The sequence below is a fragment of the Aminobacter sp. P4_D5 genome (assembly GCF_056401815.1).
Window position 1 is genome coordinate 14244 of record NZ_JBFUIP010000063.1, and the last position, 17875, is coordinate 32118.

21 protein-coding genes are annotated in these 17875 nt (G+C 62.9%); 4 read left to right on the forward strand and 17 right to left on the reverse strand.

Features of this window, described 5'->3' with window-relative positions; translation table 11 throughout:
* Positions 1-42: 42 nt before the first annotated feature.
* From AC1DWF_RS15490 to AC1DWF_RS15510, 5 genes are all read right to left on the reverse strand, one after another.
* Positions 43-873 (reverse strand): DUF4167 domain-containing protein, encoded by an 831-nt coding sequence (locus AC1DWF_RS15490; protein ID WP_476789226.1) that lies wholly within the window; start codon positions 871-873, stop codon positions 43-45.
* Between the two features lie 309 nt (positions 874-1182).
* Positions 1183-2037, reverse strand: a complete 855-nt coding sequence (prmC, locus tag AC1DWF_RS15495) for a peptide chain release factor N(5)-glutamine methyltransferase (RefSeq protein WP_476785085.1) — start codon at positions 2035-2037, stop codon at positions 1183-1185.
* Positions 2030-3109 carry a peptide chain release factor 1 gene (prfA, locus tag AC1DWF_RS15500; RefSeq protein ID WP_476789223.1) on the reverse strand — a complete coding sequence of 360 codons (1080 nt, stop codon included), beginning with the start codon at positions 3107-3109 and terminating at the stop codon, positions 2030-2032. The genes prmC and prfA overlap by 8 nt, the downstream gene beginning before the upstream one ends.
* On the reverse strand, positions 3106-5382 hold the full coding sequence (gene ptsP, locus AC1DWF_RS15505; protein ID WP_476841813.1) for a phosphoenolpyruvate--protein phosphotransferase: 2277 nt from the start codon (positions 5380-5382) through the stop codon (positions 3106-3108). Before ptsP ends, prfA begins: the two co-directional genes overlap by 4 nt.
* 76 nt (positions 5383-5458) lie before the next feature.
* Positions 5459-6712, reverse strand: coding sequence for an aspartate kinase (locus AC1DWF_RS15510; protein WP_476784913.1), 1254 nt, complete (start codon positions 6710-6712; stop codon positions 5459-5461).
* A 195-nt stretch (positions 6713-6907) separates the two neighbouring features.
* Between AC1DWF_RS15510 and ubiG the strand changes: the two genes are divergently transcribed.
* A complete protein-coding gene (gene ubiG / locus AC1DWF_RS15515; protein WP_476784914.1) occupies positions 6908-7654 on the forward strand; it encodes a bifunctional 2-polyprenyl-6-hydroxyphenol methylase/3-demethylubiquinol 3-O-methyltransferase UbiG in 747 nt (248 codons plus the stop codon).
* Positions 7655-7684: 30 nt separating this feature from the next.
* Here ubiG and AC1DWF_RS15520 read toward each other — a convergent pair whose 3' ends face one another.
* Together AC1DWF_RS15520 and AC1DWF_RS15525 are read right to left on the reverse strand one after the other, a co-directional pair.
* Positions 7685-8200: a flavin reductase family protein gene (locus tag AC1DWF_RS15520; protein WP_476841814.1), complete on the reverse strand. Its 516-nt coding sequence runs from the start codon at positions 8198-8200 to the stop codon at positions 7685-7687.
* A 12-nt stretch (positions 8201-8212) separates the two neighbouring features.
* Positions 8213-9337, reverse strand: coding sequence for an LLM class flavin-dependent oxidoreductase (locus AC1DWF_RS15525; protein WP_476784916.1), 1125 nt, complete (start codon positions 9335-9337; stop codon positions 8213-8215).
* A gap of 110 nt (positions 9338-9447) precedes the next feature.
* On the opposite strand from AC1DWF_RS15525, the gene AC1DWF_RS15530 reads away from it, so the two are divergent.
* Complete coding sequence (locus tag AC1DWF_RS15530; protein WP_476789220.1) at positions 9448-10029, forward strand: winged helix DNA-binding protein; 582 nt, start codon at positions 9448-9450, stop codon at positions 10027-10029.
* 129 nt (positions 10030-10158) lie between these two features.
* Here AC1DWF_RS15530 and AC1DWF_RS15535 read toward each other — a convergent pair whose 3' ends face one another.
* Genes AC1DWF_RS15535 through AC1DWF_RS15550 form a run of 4 tightly spaced genes read right to left on the reverse strand, consistent with a single transcriptional unit; the run spans position 10159 to position 12538 of the window.
* Complete coding sequence (locus tag AC1DWF_RS15535) at positions 10159-10584, reverse strand: DUF1178 family protein (protein ID WP_476787112.1); 426 nt, start codon at positions 10582-10584, stop codon at positions 10159-10161.
* Positions 10581-11447, reverse strand: a complete 867-nt coding sequence (locus AC1DWF_RS15540; RefSeq protein WP_476787113.1) for a carbon-nitrogen hydrolase family protein — start codon at positions 11445-11447, stop codon at positions 10581-10583. The genes AC1DWF_RS15535 and AC1DWF_RS15540 overlap by 4 nt, the downstream gene beginning before the upstream one ends.
* Before the next feature lie 15 nt (positions 11448-11462).
* Positions 11463-11726 carry a glutaredoxin 3 gene (grxC, locus tag AC1DWF_RS15545; RefSeq protein WP_476789219.1) on the reverse strand — a complete coding sequence of 88 codons (264 nt, stop codon included), beginning with the start codon at positions 11724-11726 and terminating at the stop codon, positions 11463-11465.
* A 26-nt stretch (positions 11727-11752) separates the two neighbouring features.
* Positions 11753-12538, reverse strand: a complete 786-nt coding sequence (locus AC1DWF_RS15550; protein ID WP_476804388.1) for a ComF family protein — start codon at positions 12536-12538, stop codon at positions 11753-11755.
* Positions 12539-12594: 56 nt separating this feature from the next.
* On the opposite strand from AC1DWF_RS15550, the gene AC1DWF_RS15555 reads away from it, so the two are divergent.
* Positions 12595-13467 carry a methyltransferase domain-containing protein gene (locus AC1DWF_RS15555; protein WP_476789218.1) on the forward strand — a complete coding sequence of 291 codons (873 nt, stop codon included), beginning with the start codon at positions 12595-12597 and terminating at the stop codon, positions 13465-13467.
* Positions 13468-13473: 6 nt separating this feature from the next.
* Here the strand turns inward: AC1DWF_RS15555 and AC1DWF_RS15560 are convergent, their stop codons facing one another.
* The 6 genes from AC1DWF_RS15560 to AC1DWF_RS15585 all read right to left on the reverse strand — a co-directional run bounded on the left by AC1DWF_RS15560 (position 13474) and on the right by AC1DWF_RS15585 (position 16991).
* Positions 13474-13641, reverse strand: coding sequence for a Flp family type IVb pilin (locus AC1DWF_RS15560; RefSeq protein ID WP_476785581.1), 168 nt, complete (start codon positions 13639-13641; stop codon positions 13474-13476).
* Positions 13642-13792: 151 nt separating this feature from the next.
* On the reverse strand, positions 13793-14107 hold the full coding sequence (locus AC1DWF_RS15565; RefSeq protein WP_476785580.1) for a hypothetical protein: 315 nt from the start codon (positions 14105-14107) through the stop codon (positions 13793-13795).
* Positions 14108-14216: 109 nt separating this feature from the next.
* The gene (locus AC1DWF_RS15570) at positions 14217-14630 is read right to left on the reverse strand and encodes a (deoxy)nucleoside triphosphate pyrophosphohydrolase (protein ID WP_476785579.1); all 414 of its coding nucleotides are present in this window, start codon (positions 14628-14630) and stop codon (positions 14217-14219) included.
* A 1-nt stretch (position 14631) separates the two neighbouring features.
* Positions 14632-15405, reverse strand: coding sequence for a GNAT family N-acetyltransferase (locus AC1DWF_RS15575; RefSeq protein ID WP_476785578.1), 774 nt, complete (start codon positions 15403-15405; stop codon positions 14632-14634).
* 8 nt (positions 15406-15413) lie between these two features.
* Positions 15414-16655: a bifunctional glutamate N-acetyltransferase/amino-acid acetyltransferase ArgJ gene (argJ, locus tag AC1DWF_RS15580; protein WP_476785577.1), complete on the reverse strand. Its 1242-nt coding sequence runs from the start codon at positions 16653-16655 to the stop codon at positions 15414-15416.
* A gap of 102 nt (positions 16656-16757) precedes the next feature.
* Positions 16758-16991 carry a hypothetical protein gene (locus AC1DWF_RS15585; protein ID WP_476789216.1) on the reverse strand — a complete coding sequence of 78 codons (234 nt, stop codon included), beginning with the start codon at positions 16989-16991 and terminating at the stop codon, positions 16758-16760.
* Positions 16992-17087: 96 nt separating this feature from the next.
* Here AC1DWF_RS15585 and AC1DWF_RS15590 point away from each other — a divergent pair, with 96 nt between their 5' ends.
* On the forward strand, positions 17088-17690 hold the full coding sequence (locus AC1DWF_RS15590; protein ID WP_476786953.1) for a TetR/AcrR family transcriptional regulator: 603 nt from the start codon (positions 17088-17090) through the stop codon (positions 17688-17690).
* The last annotated feature ends 185 nt before the right edge of the window (positions 17691-17875 follow it).

Here is a 17875-nt window from a genome sequence, read left to right on the forward strand (position 1 = left end):
CGTTTTGACGATTTCACGATGTTCCGGTTACCCGGCCAAGCTTCAGCTCTCGACGGCGGCAAGTCCGGTGTCGGCAGCGGGCGCTTCGCCCTCTGCCGCAGCTTCGCCTTCGGCGCGGGCGCGTTCGCCACGGCGCGGACGGCGGCTGCGACGTGGAACTTCCACTTCGCCTTCGGCTGCTACAACCGCCTGTGCCTCGACCACCGGCGCAGCTTCAGCCTGCGGTGCCTCGATTGGCGCTGCCTGAACCTGCACGGCTTCAACTTCAGCCTGCTGGGGCTCTACCTGCTGGTCGGGCTGGCGACGTTCGGGACGACGGCCCTCATTACGGGGACGGCGCTCGCGGCGGCCTTCACGCGGCTGGACTTCGCCGGCAGCTTCCGGATTGAGGGCGACCTCGGCTGGTGTGCCTTCGATATCAGGCTGCGGGCCGGTGCCGTTGACAACCGGCTGCGGCTGAACATGAACCTGCTGGGCCGGAGCCTCGGCAAAGTTGTTGCCGCCCATATCGTCGTCGCGCTCGTCATCCATGTCGGAATCGAACTCGTCGCGGCTCTGTTGCTGCTGCTGGATCGGCATCTGCGCCATGGCGGCGGCAATGATGCGGTTATAATGCTCTGCATGCTGGAGATAGTTTTCGGCCATCACCCGGTCGCCGGAGCTGTGCGCGTCTCGCGCCAGAGTGGTGTATTTTTCGGCGATCTGCTGCGCGGAGCCACGGATCTTTACATCAGGACCGTTGCTCTCATAGTTGCGCGTAAGCGGGTTGGGACCCTTGCGGTTGCTGTTGTTGCCGTTACTGTTGTTACTGTTGTTATTGTTGTTATTGTTGTTACGACCGCGCATGCGCCTATTCTGCTGTTGTGGCCTCATCAGATTCTCTTTGTGTTGAAGTATAACCCGAACGGGGGCACTTAGGCGGCCTGCCGTTTCGTAACTTTCCGCCGGTGATCGCCCGCAACATTCTTGCGTCGGCGCCACATGCCATCCTGTTTCGGTTTCATGTCACTTGCCGGACGATCCCCGCACGAAGCTAGAGCGTCGTCTACGCAAGAAGGCAGCTAGTTTCGAAGGAAACCGAATCGTTAACAGCACTGCCTGCTTCGTCTCATCCGGTTGCCGGAACCTAGCGGCATTCACTTTCCTTGCCAAGCGGTTTTTTGCGGTGCCGAAAGGCCATGGTCAGCGCCGGAATACGAGCACCCGGTCGTTGCCACCCAAGTCCTTGTGCTGGGCGAACAAAATGTAACCGGCCTGCTCGAATATCTCAGTCACGTCGCGCCGCTGGTCGTGCCCGATTTCGAGCCCGACAAGGCCATCTTTCTCAAGATGGCGCGCAGCACCCGACGCGATCGTTCTGTATGGCTCAAGACCGTCCGGGCCGCCGTCGAGCGCGCGGCGCGGATCAAAATTGCGAACCTCGTTCTGCAAATCCTCGATCTCTAGTGAAGCTATATAGGGAGGATTTGAGACTATTAAATGGTGAAGACCATGAATCTCAGCAAACCAGTCGGATTTTTTTGCTGAAAAGCGCGCGGAAACGCCGAGCTGGGCGGCATTGGCCGCCGCGGTTGCCAGCGCATCGTCGGAAACGTCGACACCGATCGCCACGGCTTTCGGCTCCTGGGTGACCAGCGCCAGCGCAATCGCACCGGTGCCGGTACCGAGATCGAGAATGCGGCAGATGCCCGCGCGCGCCACAGTCTCGCGGACGAAGGGCAAGACCGCATCGACCAGCGTTTCGGTGTCGGGGCGCGGCTCCAGCGTCTCGGCGGAGAGGTTGAGGCGCATGCCGTAGAATTCGCGGTAGCCCAAGATGCGGTGGACGGGTTCGCCTGATATACGGCGGTCGAGCGCTGCTTCGATCTCAGCCACCTGCCCGACGAGCCTGTCGGGCGACGAAATCGCATCGGTGCGCGTCGTGCCGGAAAAATGTTCGACGATCAGCCGTGAATCAAAGGCCGCGTCGGTTATGCCCGCGCCGGCCAGCCGCTGGCGTGCGTGGCGCAGGAGTTCGCCGAGTGGGCGCTTAGCCATCCGAGCCCATGTCAGCCAGGAGCTTGGACTGATGATCGGAGATCAGCGCGTTGATGACTTCGTCGAGTTCGCCCATCATCACCCGGTCGAGCTTGTAGAGCGTCAGGTTGATGCGGTGGTCGGTCAGGCGCCCTTGCGGGAAATTGTAGGTGCGGATGCGTTCTGAGCGATCGCCCGAACCGACCTGCGACTTGCGCGACGAGGAACGTTCCTCGTCGGCGCGGCTGCGCTCCATATCATAGAGGCGCGCGCGCAGGATCTGCATGGCGCGCGCGCGGTTCTGGTGCTGCGATTTTTCAGCCTGCACCACCATGATGCCGGTGGGCAGATGGGTGATGCGCACGGCCGAGTCGGTGGTGTTGACGTGCTGGCCGCCAGAACCCGAGGCGCGCATCGTGTCGATGCGGATGTCTTCGGGACGGATGTCGATATCGACTTCCTCGGCTTCCGGCAAAACGGCAACCGTCGCTGCGGAGGTATGGATACGGCCACTGCCTTCGGTCGCGGGAACCCGCTGGACGCGGTGGACGCCGGACTCGAACTTCAGATGGGCAAACACGCCCTTGCCCGAGACGGTGGCGACGATTTCCTTGAAGCCGCCCGCGTCGCCGTCGCTGGCGGACGCCACTTCGAAGCGCCAGCCGCGCGAGGCCGCGTAGCGTTCGTACATGCGGTAGAGGTCGCCGGCAAACAATGCTGCCTCGTCGCCGCCGGTGCCGGCGCGGATTTCGAGGATGGCGTTGCGCTCGTCGGCTGCGTCCTTGGGCAAAAGCAGGATCTGGATTTCCTGCTGGAGGCTCTCGATGCGGTCTTCGACCTCGGGCTTGTCCATTTCGGCAAGCGCGCGCATCTCGGCGTCGGTGCCCTTGTCGGACAGCATTGCCTCGAGATCGGCAAGCTCCTGCTCGGCCCCGCGCAGCTCGCGGATCTTGGCGACAAGCTCCTGGATGTCGGAATATTCCGACGCCAGCTTGACGTAGACATCGGGGGCTGGTCCGGCAGCCATCTGCGCTTCGAGCATGTCGAAGTGCTTGACGACTTGGTTCATTCGGTCATGGGGCAGGCTGATCATAATGGTATGGAACGGTCGTCCGCAAAGGCCTGGAGCAGCGCGCGCATCGGCAGGCTGGCGGCAGGACCGGAAAGGTTATCGTCGAAGAAGGATTTCAACTCACCGAGAGGAAGCTCGGTCAGCATCGCCTTGACCGGGCCGATGGAGGCCGGCGACATGGAGATCGAACGGTAGCCGAGACCAAGCAGCGCCATCGCCGAGATCGGCTTGCCGGCAAGTTCGCCGCACAGCGTGACGGGCGTGTGGTTGCGCAAACCGGCATCGGCGATCTGCTTGAGCACCCTCAAGAAGGGCACCGACAGCGGGTCGAAGCGATCGGCAAGTTGCGTGTTGCCACGGTCGGCGGCCATGACGAACTGGAACAGGTCGTTGGAGCCGACCGAAACGAAATCGACCGCCTGCATGAGCTCATCGAGCTGCCACAGCAGCGACGGCACCTCGATCATGGCGCCGAGCTTGAGGCTCGTCGGCAGGTGGTGGGCAAAGCGCGACAGGTGTCTGACCTCGCGGTCGATGATCTCGCGTGCCTGCGCGATCTCGCCAAGCTCGGTGACCATCGGCAGCATGACCTTGAGCTCGCGCCCACCGGCCGCCTTGAGCAGCGCGCGGACCTGCGTGCGCAGCAGTCCGGGACGGTCGAGCGTGAGCCTGATGGCGCGCCAGCCAAGGGCCGGGTTTTCCTCGTCCTGCCCCGAGCCCTTGAAATAGGGCAGTACCTTGTCGCCGCCGATGTCGATGGTGCGGAAAGTGACGGGACGGCCGCGCGCGATGTCGAGCACGTCGCGGTAGAGCTTTTCCTGCGCTTCGGCGCGCGGGAAGGTCGAGGCGACCATGAACTGCAACTCGGTGCGGAACAGGCCAATGCCGGCGGCCCCCGCTTCGGCGAGCTGCGGCAGGTCGACGGCAAGGCCGGCATTCATCAGCAGGTCGACCTTGACGCCATCCTTTGTCTCGGACGGCTTCTTGCGAAGTTCGCGGTAGAGTTCCTGCCTGCGGGCGCGGAAACGCACCTTTTCGGCGTATGCTGCTTCCAGATCGGCCTGCGGGCGCAGATGGACCGTACCTTCGACGCCATCGACGATGATCGGATCGCCGTTTTCCGCCATGGAAACGGCGCCCTTCATCTGGCCGGCGACGGGAATGCCCATGGCGCGCGCTACGATGACGACGTGGCTGGTCGGCGCACCGTCCTCCAGCACCAGGCMGCGCAGCCTGTCGCGCGGGTAGTCGAGAAGTTCGGCAGCCCCCATGGAGCGCGCAACGATGATCGCGTCCTTGGGCAGCGATTCAGCGATCGTCTCGGGGCCGCGACCCATGAGCTGGCGCAAAAGGCGGTTGGCGAGATCGTCGAAATCGCTCATCCGCTCGCGCAGATAAGGATCGGTCATGTGCAGCATGCGCGCACGCATGTCGCTTTGCACTTTTTCGACGGCAGCTTCAGCCGTCAGGCCGTTGCGGATCGCCTCTTCGAGCCGCCGCACCCAGCCGCGGTCGTTGGCGAACATGCGATAGGCTTCGAGAACCTCGCGGTGCTCGCCCTCGAAGGCGACGTCGCGGCGTTCCAGCATGTCGTCGATCGACAGGCGCAGCGAGCCGAGCGAATCCTCAAGCCGGCGCAGTTCTTCATCGCTGTCTTCGTTGAACAGATTGGTGACGACGATGCGCGGCTCGTGCAGCACGACATGGCCGAGGCCCACACCTTCGTTGAAGGCAATGCCGGTGAAGCTCGCCGGGCGCGACATATCGAGTTCAAGGCCGGGACGGCTCAGGCGGCCGATGTCGCCGGATGCGATCATCTCGGCGATGACCATAGCAGTCGTTTCGAGCGCTTCGATCTCGTCGTCGCGGTAGTGGCGCATGGTCTTGTTCTGGACGACCAGAACGCCGAGCGTGCGCCCTGCCCTGAGCACCGGCACGCCAAGGAAGGAGTGATAGATCTCCTCGCCTGTCTCCGGCAGGTAGGCGAAGGCAGGATGTTCCTGGGCATTGGACAGGTTGAGGGCACGAGCACTGGCCGCGATCGTGCCGACCAGGCCCTGGCCCAGACGCAATTGCGCGAGGTGAACGGCGTTCGGGTTCAGACCGACGGTGGCGTAGAGCTCAAGCACCGAGTCGGCGCGCAGCACATAAAGCGAGCAGACTTCGGCCACCATGTTGGCGGCGATGTCGCGCACGATCCTATCGAGCCGTTCCTGTGGCTCGAGGGGCTCCGCCATCAACTCGCGGAGCCGTTTCAGAAGTACGCGCGGCCCAGCGGCCATGTCACGTATCATTCACCGTCTCCAATGGTTTGGACCCGGCGCTGCACATGCTGCACGCCGGCAACGCGGTGACGCTCGACTCCTAATACTACTGCTTATCGAGACCGTAGACGGAATGCAAAGTGCGAACAGCAAGTTCCGTGTAGGGACCGTCGATCAGGATCGAAATCTTGATCTCGGAGGTGGTGATGGCGCGGATGTTGATACCCTTGGCCGCCAGTGCCTGGAAGGCGGTTGCGGCAACGCCGGCATGGCTGCGCATGCCGATGCCGATGACCGACACCTTGGACATGCCCTCGTCGTGCTGGACCGCGTCGTAGCCGATGTCGGGGCGGATCTTTTCGAGCACGGCGAGTGCCTTGTTCACGTCGCCCGAAGGCACGGTGAAGGTCATGTCGGTGAACTTGCCGTCCTCGGAGATGTTCTGGACGATCATGTCGACATTGATGTTGGCCTCGGCCAGCGGCCCGAAGATCCCGCCAGCTACGCCCGGCCGGTCGGCGACACGGCGCAGCGAGACCTGGGCTTCGTCCTTGGCGTAGGCAATTCCGGTGACGACCTGCTGTTCCACGATTTCATCCTCGTCACAAATGAGAGTACCAGGCGGGTTGAGGAAATCCCCCATGCCGGGCGCATCGGGATCCTCGAAGGACGAACGCACGAAGGTGCGGACCTTGTGCACCATGGCGAGTTCGACCGAGCGGACCTGCAGCACCTTAGCGCCGAGCGAAGCCATTTCGAGCATTTCCTCGAACGAAATGCGCGACAGGCGACGCGCCTTGGGCTCGATGCGCGGGTCGGTAGTATAGACCCCGTCGACATCGGTGTAGATATCGCAGCGATCGGCCTTCACCGCTGCAGCTATTGCGACAGCCGAGGTGTCGGAACCGCCGCGGCCGAGCGTGGAGATGCGGTTGTCGGGGCCGATGCCCTGGAAGCCGGCAACGACAGCGACCTGGCCTTCCTGGAAACGCTTGATCAGGAACGAGCCGTCGATGTCGAGGATGCGGGCCGCACCATGGGCGTTGTCGGTCTTGATCGGGATCTGCCAGCCCTGCCAGGAGCGCGCATTGACGCCGATGTTCTGCAGCGCAAGGGCCAAAAGACCGGCGGTCACCTGTTCGCCCGAGGCGACAACGGCGTCATATTCGCGGGCATCATGCATCGGCGAGGCATCGCGGGTCCAGGCGACCAGTTCGTTGGTCTTGCCGGACATGGCCGAAACAACGACGGCAACCTGGTGGCCCGCGTCAACCTCGCGTTTGACATGGCGCGCGACGTTGCGGATTCGGGCGATGTCGGCGACGGATGTCCCGCCGAATTTCATCACGATGCGCGCCATAGAAGCGAAATGCCCTTGCCATATGCGCCGGCCCCAAGGGGGCCGGAAAATGAGTGAAAACACCGATGTTTGGCTCGGTGCCGAATGCGCGGCCTGCATAGCCAAAACCGTCAGCTTCCGCAAGGCGCGGAAATTGTCGCCTTGACAATCCATGCGCCAGACCCGACTTCCTTGCGCTCGAAGGAGACCACATCAATGCCAGATCCCCGCCCATCGACCATCGATGCCGGAGAAGTCGAGCGGTTCTCGGCACTCGCCGCCGAATGGTGGAACCCCAACGGCAAGTTCCGCCCGCTGCATAAATTCAATCCCGTGCGCCTGGGCTATATCCGCGATCAGGTCGCGACACGCTTTGGCCGCGACACCCACGCCGCACGGCCATTCGAAGGCCTGCGCATCCTCGACATCGGCTGCGGTGGCGGCCTGTTGTGCGAGCCGATGTCGCGCCTGGGTGCCGAAGTCGTCGGTGCCGATGCGTCCGCGACCAACATCGAAGTGGCGAAAATCCATGCGGCGGAAGCCGGCGTGACCGTGGATTACCGCGCCACGACAGCCGAAGACCTGGCCGATGCCGGTGAAAAATTCGACATCATCCTCAACATGGAAGTTGTCGAGCACGTCGCCGACGTCGAGTTGTTCGTCAAGAAATGCGGCGAGATGGTCAAGCCCGGCGGCATCATGTTCGTCGCCACCATCAACCGCACCTTCAAGGCACTCGGCCTCGCCATCGTGGGCGCCGAATATGTGCTGCGCTGGCTGCCGCGCGGCACCCACCAGTACGGCAAGCTGGTACGCCCCGAAGAGCTCGACAAGGCGCTCGTCGGTGCTGGCCTCGCCACCATCGACCGCACCGGGGTGACCTACAACCCGCTCTCCGATCGCTGGCAGAAATCCCGCGACATGGACGTCAACTACATGGTGCTGGCGGAAAAGGCGGCCTGAGGCCGCCTTTCCCAACCCTAGATTGGACGACTACGCAGCCAGCGGACGATATCCGCCGCGCCAATAGAGCAGGGCCTGGTCGGCATCCTGCGTCCGGACCGCCTCGACAGAGCCGATGATAATCGAATGCGAGCCGCGATCGATCATCTCATCGAGGCTGYAATCGAAGGCCGCAACCGCATCCGAGAGGATCGAAGCGCCGGTCTTGAGCGTGACCCAGTCGGCGCCATCGTAGCGCTCGTTGCCCTTAATGCCACCGAAGCCGGAAAAGCGCTCGGCGACCTTCTGATGCTGCGGCCCCAGCGAATTGACGGCGAAATGGCCATGCCGCTCTATGACCGACCAAGTCGACGACGAGCGGTTGACGCAGGCGATCACCTTGGGCGGCTCGGCCGACAGCGACACGACCGAAATCACTACCAGTCCGGACCGGTCATCGCCGATGCCTGCCGTAATGACGCTGACATTGCCCACCATGAGCCGCATGGCGGCACGAAAATCGGCGGCACCCACGGGAAGCTGAGGATCGAAAACGGGTATCGTCATGATCTCACCCCCTCAGGCCGCCGACCGCTGCGCGGCAGGCGCGATACGCACGCCCCTCGCCTCCAGGATCGGCAGGACGTTGTCGCGGAAATAGGGAAACTCCTCGGCGTAATCGACAAAGGACAAGGTGGTTCCGCGGAAGCCTGCCTCGTGCAATGCCGTAAAGCCGTCCGCAACCTGCTCTGGCGTGCCGACAAGGGGGAAACCGCCGTGCCCCGCGGCCATGCGATCACGGATGAGCGCGAGCAGTTCGTGCGGGAAAGACTGCGCATGGGCGAACTGCAGCCGCACCAGATTGTCGACCGCCTCCCAATCGGCGTTCTCGCGGCCCGAATAGTTGAGGAAGTCCAAGGCCTGCTTCTCGGTCGGACGGCAAACGACATGCGAGAAGGTGAGAACATCGACGTCACGCCCGGCTTGCGTCGCCTGCACCTTCAATGCGGTTATCTCGTCTTTCGAACGAACGAGATCGATCGCCGGCGTAAACAGAAAATCGGCATTCTGGATCGCGAATTCGCGACCGCGCTCGGAACCAGCGGCATTAAGGATCGGCGGGCGCTTTGAAGGGCGAGGATCGCCCAAAATCTGCTTCAGCTTAAAATAGGTACCGTCCCAGTCGAAAGATTCGGTGCGGCTCCACAGCGCCTTGATCACGTCGAACCACTCCTGGGCGTAACCGTATCGCGTGGCATGGTCGTCGGGCAGCGTGAGCCCGAGCGCTTCGTATTCCGGCTTGTTCCAGCCTGCGACGATGTTGAGGCCAACACGTCCGCCGCTGATCTGGTCAATGGTTGCCAGCTGTTTGGCGACGACGACCGGATGATTGGCAACCGTGTGAATGGTAGCGAAAATTGTGATGTTGCGCGTGTGGGCGAGGAGCCCCGTCGCCCAGGTCATCGTCTCCAGCACATTGCCGTGGAAATTGGTCTCGCCACCATAACCGATCCAGCGGGCGATCGGGAGCATGAAGTCGATGCCGGCGTCGTCGAGAAGCCTGGCGAGACGAAGATTGTTGGCCCAGGAATTGTCCCAGCGATCCTGAATCTTGGTCACAGTCATGCCGCTGGAGCAGTTGGACGCGAAGGTGCCGAGAAAGAAGGGCTGCACTGCGGACGCAGATGTGCCGAGCATGCTCATGTTTGGGTCTCCTCCCCATAAGATGAACTTTATAATAGAAAGTCTATCATAAATTCATATGGACGCAAGTCGGCATCCCGGGGCATGTTCGCTTGCCGAGGAAGGGACCGATGAGCAGAGAGAAGACGACCGCCGATCCGAGTGCCGACCTGCTGGACCGGGGCTGGCATCTTGCCCGCACGCCGCTCGAGATTGACGTCACTGAAGTGGAATACGCGCTGATGCGCTCCTATGAGGCGTTTGGGCGCTGGCAGGCCGAATGCCTGGCAACGGTGATCGAGTTTTCGGCGACTGGCGCGGAGAACGCCCTGCTCCATGTCATCCGGATGAACGACCGGCCCAAGACCATCCACGATCTGGCCCACATGACCAATCGCGAGGACATCCCCAACATCCAGTACAGCCTGCGCAAGCTCATCAAGGGCGGCTTCGTCAAACGCACCGGCAGCGGCAGGACAGGCGTGACCTACGAGGTAACGCCTGTCGGCCATCACGTTACCGAGCGCTATGCCGACATCCGCTCGGTTCTGCTCATCGACGCACTGACCCGCATGCCAGATCTCGCGGCCAAGCTGAGTGATGCCGCACACACGCTGGAACTTGTGACAGGCATCTACGAGCAGGCCGCCCGCGCCGCCGCCACTCATCGCCGTCGCCATCCGCAGCTTGATCCTGCGGACAAACAGGACTGAGAGCGTCCAGCCGCCGCGCTGCGCCGACAGCCAAATTCCAGATGAACATGTAGCCCCCGAGCCAAGACTACAACCGTCAGACCGGCGCGACCAACCCAGTAATGGGCCAAGCGGCCCGTAAAGCCTGCGTCAGTTCCGGTCGTCAGGAAACACCGGCAGCGGCATGAACTCGATGCCGTCTTCGGCGAGGCCCTGGGCCTCCTCAATGGTCGCAGCACCGTAGATGCCGCGCGCTTCGGTCTCGCCGAAATGAATCTTGCGCGCTTCTTCGGCGAACTTGTCGCCGACATTTTCGGCGTTCTCACGCACCTTCTCGGACAGCTCCTTAAGTGCGGCCATCATCTTGCGCTGCTGCTCGCCCATGGCGAGCGCGACCTTTTCCTGCTTGCGCGAGGTCGAGACGGCTGGCGCCATCAGCGCCTTTTCGATCTTCTGCGAGCCGCATTCCGGGCAGGAGACAAAACCGCGCTTGCGCTGGGTTTCGAAGTCGTCATTGCTGCGGAACCAGCCTTCAAAGTCATGCGTGCGGTCGCAATGAAGCGAAAAGCGGATCAAGATGCGGCTCCCCTGAGCGCCCCCTCGCCCGCTCCACGAAGCGACACGTTGAATTCGCGCGCGTTCTTGAGGTTCGGGATTTTCTTGCGCGCGTCAGCCGAATGACGCGTGTCGATCTCGGCGATGATGACGCCGGGCTCATCGTGGGCGGCCTCGGCGAGAATGCGGCCCCACGGATCGATGATCAGCGAGTGACCGAAGGTCTCGCGGCCGTCCTCGTGCTTGCCACCCTGGGCCGAAGCGATGACGAAGGCGCCGTTTTCGATGGCGCGCGCGCGCAACAGCACATGCCAATGGGCAAGGCCGGTCTGGCGCGTGAAGGCTGCCGGAGCAGTCAACAGCTCGGCGCCAGCAAGGGCCTCGGCGCGGAACAGCTGGGGGAAACGCAAATCGTAGCAGATGGCAAAGCCTATCTTGGCAAGCGCGGTGTCGGCGACGACGGCCTCCGTGCCCGGCTCATAGGCCGAGGACTCGCGCCAGCTCTCGCCATTGTCGAGGTCGACGTCGAACATGTGGATCTTGTCGTAGACGGCGAGTGTCGAGCCATCCGGGCCAAACAGGAAGGCGCGGTTGGCGAGCTTGCCGTCGGCGCGCACGATGGCGGTCGACCCGACATGCAGGTGGATGCCGAGCTCGGCGGCGAGCTTGCGGCCGGATGCCACGATCACGTCGCGATCTTCCGAGGTGAAGGCTGCGGCCCGCGCATCCTTGTCGCCAATGATGGCGCCAGTCATTTCGGGCGTCTGCACATAGGTGGCACCGAGGCCAGCGGCCTCGCGGACCAGTGCTTCGAAATCGCGTGCGTTACGCTCGGGGTCCTTGCCCGAACGCATCTGCACTGCTGCCGCCTTGAAAATCGCCATGGTCCGTCCTCAGGTCTATGCGCCGGTTGTGAGAAGTTGGTCGAGCCTGCCTCGCGCATCGAGGTCATGCAGGTCGTCGCAACCGCCGACATGGGTGTTTCCGATGAAAATCTGCGGGAACGTCGCGCGGCCGTTGGCGCGCGTGATCATTTCCTGCCGAAGCTCGGGCGAGAAGCTAGCGTCATGTTCGGTGAATGCAACGCCCTTGCGTTCCAAAAGCCGCTTTGCCGCCGTGCAGTAGCTGCACATCATGCGCGTATAGATAGTCACATCGACCATGGCGAAAATCCGTTGTCCTTGGTCGACTATATAGTGTCTGCCTCGTCGGGCCGGAAGTCCCCCGGCAGCACACGCGCGAAAGTCAGCACGTCGACGGCACTCGCCCCGCCCTTCTTGAGCGCGCGGGTGACCGCCGCAACGGTGGCGCCAGTGGTGTAGACGTCATCAACGACCAGCACCCGCTTGCCCCTGATATCAATCTCGGCCTCAGGCGGCACAGCGAAGGCCGCCCGCACATTGTCTTCGCGCTCGCGCTGGCCGAGGCCGATCTGCTGGCGCGTGCGCTTGACGCGGCGCACAGCGGTCGGCGCGAAAGGCACAGCGGAGAGCGATGCAATGGTGCGGCCAAGCTCCGCCGACTGGTTGAACTGGCGCCAGAAGAAGCGGCGCCAATGCAGCGGTACCGGCACAACGACTTCGGCGTCGGCGACGAGCTCGGCACCCGCGCGCAGCATCCAGCGCGCCATCCATGGCGCGAGGTCGGTGCGGTCATGGAATTTCAGGCCCTGCACCATGCGGCGGGCGACACCGGAGTAAGCGACAGCGGCGCGTGCCCTGGCAAAGGGCGGTGGGTCGGCGATGGCTTCTGCGGAGAGGAAGCCAGCGCCGAAATCATGGCTGAACGGCGTGCCCATCACCTCGCACCACGGCTTTTCAAGAAACCGCAGTTTTGGCCAGCACGCGCCGCATAGGGCGCCGGGCTGCGTGACCTGACGGCGGCAACCAGCGCATACCGGCGGAAACAGCATCCGCGCCGGCCATGCGGCGACTGACAAAGCGAGGCTCTTGATCTCCGGCATCGGATCGGCCACGACAGTTTGAGGTCGGGCGACCATAACAGAAACCCGGCGAACAAGGACATCCTGACGTGCAAGCCATTTTCGACGCCAATCTCGTGATCGCGCACCGCCGGCGCGCATTGGCGCAAGGCACAGCCGGCGCCGACTTCCTGATGGCGCGGGCGGCGGAAGACCTCACTGAGCGGCTTTCGACTGTCGAACGCAAATTCGAGCGCGGCGCGGCGATCTTTTCGGTCAGCCCAGCGGCGACAGCGGTGCTCGCCGCAAGCGGCAAGGTCGCCGAACTGGTTCGCGTCGAGGCCGACAAGAGCTTTCTCGGCGGTGGGCCGGGTATCGTCTCCGATCCCGAGACCATCGCGCTGGAACCGGCAAGCATCGATCTCGCCGTGTCGCTGCTGGCGTTGCAGGAAGCCAACGACATTCCCGGCCAGCTGATCCAGATCAGACGCGCGCTGAAGCCGGACGGGCTGTTTCTCGGCGTTCTGGCGGGAGCTGGCACGCTCGTCGAGTTGCGCGAAAGCCTACTGGCGGCGGAAACGGAGATATCCGGCGGTGCCAGCCCGCGCGTCATTCCTTTCACCGACGTTCGCGATGCCGGCGGGCTGTTGCAGCGGGCCGGATTTGCCCTGCCCGTCGCCGATGTCGACACGGTAACGGTGCGCTACGATACGATGTTCGGGCTGATGGCCGATCTCAGGGCGATGGGGGTTACCAGCTCGCTTTCCGACCGATCGCGCAAGCCGGCGACACGGCGGCTGTTCCAGCGTGCTGCCGAGATTTATGCCGAACGCTTTTCGGACCCTGACGGGCGCGTGCGGGCAAGCTTTTCGTTCATCTGGCTGTCGGGATGGGCGCCTGATCCCTCGCAGCAAAAGCCGCTCAAGCCGGGTTCAGCGCAGGTATCGCTCGCCAAGGTGCTCGGCGAGGAAGGCAAGAAGTAGCGTCAATCACTTCAGCGCTTTTTGAATCTCGCTGTTGTTGTCGCCCCAAAGGAATTCCAGCTGGCTCGCAAGTTGCCCGAAGCCACCGACAATAGCCACCGCGATCAGGGTTGCGATCAACCCGTATTCGATCGCCGTGGCACCCTTTTCGTCCCCCAGAAATCGCCAGATCATCGGTCGCGCCCACCCCTCTCGTTGGAGAAACCATAGCTTTGACAGATTAAGAAAGGTTAATGGCGTAGGCTTAACGTGTGATGAAGCAGCAAGCGCATCGGAATCGACTTTCGAAAAGCACGATGCGCAGATTCAAAGACTTGGAGCGTCGTCAGCACTGACCGCTGCGCGCGCCGCTCTCCGAGATGATGCAAACCGATTGGGGCGATTTCTGCAGCACGCTGCGACGCAGCGTATAGCTCGAGTTGCGGCTAATCGAGCCCGTGGGGGTGTAGTCGAGCCCATCGAACCGCACCTGGCCGACCTGCATACGCGCCTTGCCATCGAGATAAGGCGTAGCGATAAGCGCAAGGGCGATTGCGGCAAAACCAAACAGCAACGCGACACGCAGGATGCCAGCGCTCGCCCTGACGGCCGAAGACTGGCGCTCGGGGCGGATCAGGTCCCACTCCTTGTCAGCCTGCATAGGCGAAGCCCCCCAACGCCGTGTCGATGCGCAGCCGATCACAGCCGGCAGCCATTCAATTTTTCACGATTGGATGAACTTTGCCTTAACGCTGGCTAATATGGCCAGGTCACAATAGATCGATGAGGAACGGGATCAGCGGCTCGTCGGCAGGCGGCATGGGGTAGTCCCGCATCTGCTTCGGCCGCACCCACTTCAGCACCTGGCCCTCCCTCGGCTCGGGGATGCCCCAGAAGCGGCGACAGACATAAAGCGGCATCAACAGATGGAAATCGTCGTAGGTGTGGCTGGCAAAGGTCAGCGGTGCGAGGCAAGCCGCTTTGGTCTCGATACCGATTTCTTCAAGCAGTTCGCGGACGATCGTTTGCTCGGGCGTTTCGCCCGGTTCGACCTTGCCGCCGGGGAATTCCCACAGGCCAGCCAGCGATTTGCCTTCAGGTCGCTGGGCCAAAAGCACGCGTCCGTCGGCATCGACAAGCGCGCAAGCCGCCACCAGGAGCAGGCGTTTTCCCTGTTCGGTCAAATCAGGCCTCCGGCGGGCGGCGATAGTGGTAACGATAGACTTCCTTGAAGCCCATCTTGGTATAAAGGCGAATGGCGCCTTCGTTGGCGGCCTCGACCTGCAACCAGGCCTGACGGGCACCCCTCAGGCGCGCCCATTTCAGCGCAGAGAGGATCAGCCGGCGGCCAAAGCCCTTGCCGCGCTCGGCTTCGGTGGTGGCAATCTCGAACAGGCCGGCAAGATCGTTGTCGTGGACGCAGATCACTGATGTCACCGGCTGCTCATCCTGCTCCAGGACGAAGAGGCCGGCCTCCGGCTGGATCGCGCCGATGATCTCGGACAGGCCAGGTCTCAGCGACGCATCGATCCCGTGCACCGCCATGGAGGCGCTGACAAAGCGGCCGATGTCCTTGAGCGGGATCTGGTCCATCGCGTGGTCGACGAGGCCATCGTCAAGCGACAGCCGCATGACCAGCGATTCCGAAAAGGTGGTCCAGTGCTCGCGATCGAGATGGGCAGCGATCGCTGGCCCAGACAAAGGCGACATGCGGAAGGTGAGCGGCCGGCCATAGGCCTCGAAGCGGCGGCTGGCACGCGCGATACGGTCGGGAATGCTGCGGATGTCGGCGGGGTCGAGCGGATTGACCGAATTGAGCCGCTTGGCCGGGTGGCCCGCGGTCAGCCTGACCAGCCAGGTGCCGTCATAGTGGACAGCCGCCGCCGGCCAGGCGCGAAAACCCGCCGCTTCGTAGCGGCGGACGATTGCGAGTTCGTGCGACGGACGGTTCTGGTTCACGTGGGCTATCAGCTCCGGTAGTCGCCGTTGATGGCGACATATTCCTTGGTCAAGTCGCAGGTCCACACCGTCGCCTTGCCGCGACCGATACCGATGTCGGCGCGGATGACGATGTCATCGCCCTTCATATAGGCAGAGGTCGCCGCTTCCGAATAGCTCGGATCGCGCTCGCCATTGTGAGCAAGGCGGTTGTCGCCGAACCAGATCGACAGGAGGTCGCGGTCGGCCGGCTCACCGGCTTTGCCGACGGCCATGACAACGCGGCCCCAATTGGCATCTTCGCCGGCAACCGCTGTCTTGACCAGCGGCGAATTGGCGATGGACAGCGCGATGCGCTTGGCCGAGCGCGCCGACTTGGCACCGGTGACAGTGACTTCGACCTGCTTGCGTGCGCCTTCGCCGTCGCGCACGACCTGGAGGGCGAGCGTCTTGAGCATCTTGTTGAGCGCACGGCGGAACGAGGCGAGCCGCGCGTCCTTCGGATCGGAAATCTTCGGCGCGCCGCGCTTGGCCGCAGCACCGGTGGCAAACAGCATCAGCGTGTCGCTGGTCGAGGTGTCGCTGTCGACGGTCACCGCATTGAACGTGCTGGCAGTGCCACGCGACAGCATGTCCTGGAGCACTTCAGCTGCAATCGGAGCGTCGGTGGCGACGAAAGACAGCATGGTCGCCATGTCAGGTGCGATCATGCCGGCACCCTTGGCGATGCCGTTGATGGTGACGTCTGTATCGCCGAGCTTGACTGTCGCCGTGACCACCTTGGGATAGGTGTCGGTGGTCATGATGGCCTTGGCGGCCTCGGTCCACTGGTCGGGCCTTGCATCCTTGACCATGCCGGACAGCAGGTGGCTGAATTTGCCGGCGTCGAGCGGCTCGCCGATCACGCCCGTCGAGGCGAGGAAGACATCGCCTGGCGTGCAGCCGGCGGCCTTGGCCGCCGCCTGGCCGGTCAGCGTGGTGGTCTCGCGACCTTTCTTGCCGGTAAAGGCGTTGGCATTGCCCGAATTGACGACCAGGATGCGCGCCTTGCCGCCCGAAAGGTTCTCCCGGCAGAAGTCGACCGGTGCCGAGGGGCATTTGGAGCGGGTGAACACGCCTGCTGCCGCAGTCCCCTCGTCGAACACCATGGCGAGCACGTCGGTGCGACCCTTGTACTTGATGCCGGCCTCGGCGGTCGCGATGCGCACGCCTTCAATGGCGGGCATCTTGGGGTATTTCTTTGGTGCGAGCGGGGAAACGGTAGTCGACATGAGGAACCTCTGCGGGCTCGGGAAACGGTGAATGCAGGCCCCGTTTGCCCGATAGCGCGAGGCTTCGCAAGGCGTTTTCACCTCACTAAGACGTGGTCCACCTCAATGCACTGCTGGATTAAGGAAGCTGCGGAACAGGCGCTGGATGGCAGGGATCAGACCCCAGATTATCGTAGCCACCATCAGCGGGGCGATCAGAAGCGTACGCTGCCAGATCGACCATCCATCGGTCAAAGGCATGATGACGTAGAGAAGTGCGGTGATCAGCGGATAAACGCCGAGCAAAACCATGAGGGCGAAACGTGGGCGGGAAAAACGGGTTGAAGAAGCAGGCATTTCCATCTCCATCGGAACGAAACGTTTCGTTATATAAAACGGGCCGTTTCGTTTCGTCAAGAGGTCGTATAGGATTGTCGCGAACCGGAGAACGAGATGAGCATTGAAGTAGACAGCGCGCGGAAATCGATCGGCGCGAGGCGCAGCCCTGAAAGCGCCGAGGCGATCCTTGAGGCGGCAGAAGCCGTGCTGCGCGAAAGTGGCCATGCCGGATTCTCGATCGAGGCGGTCGCGCGCCGCGCCCGCGCCGGCAAGCCGACGATCTATCGCTGGTGGCCGAGCAAGACAGCCCTGCTTCTCGAGGTCTATCAACGCCAGAAGGGCGATGTCGCCTACCCCGACAGCGGCAGCATTGAAGAAGACCTGTTCGGTTTTGCCAGGAGCCTGTTTGCGCATTGGCGCGCAACACCCTCGGGTGGCATCTTTCGCTCGCTGGTGGCCGAGGCCCAATCCGATCCTGCTGCAGCCCAAGCGCTGGCCGAATATGCAGCTGGACGCAGGGCCAATACCGGCAAGATCATCGAGCGGGCCAAGGCACGCGGCGAAGTGGCTGCCGATGTAGATCCGACCCAGATCGCCGACATGGTCTCGTCCTATGCCTGGGTGCACCTGCTCACTGGACGGCTCGACGAGGACGATGCGACGTTGCGTGCGGCGATCCGGGTGATCGTGCACGGCATCAAGACCCAAAACAGCTGATTTCGCAGCCAAGCGCCGCGATTTTTCGAAAATCGAGCACAAACAAAAAGGGCGACGCCAAACAGCGCCGCCTTTTTTTGTTTTGAAGTGACGAAAATTACTTCTGCGCGTCGATGGCGTCGATCGCCGTCTTCAGCGCCGGGTCGGTGACTTCGACCTTGCCGGCAGCACGGACCTGCTTGACC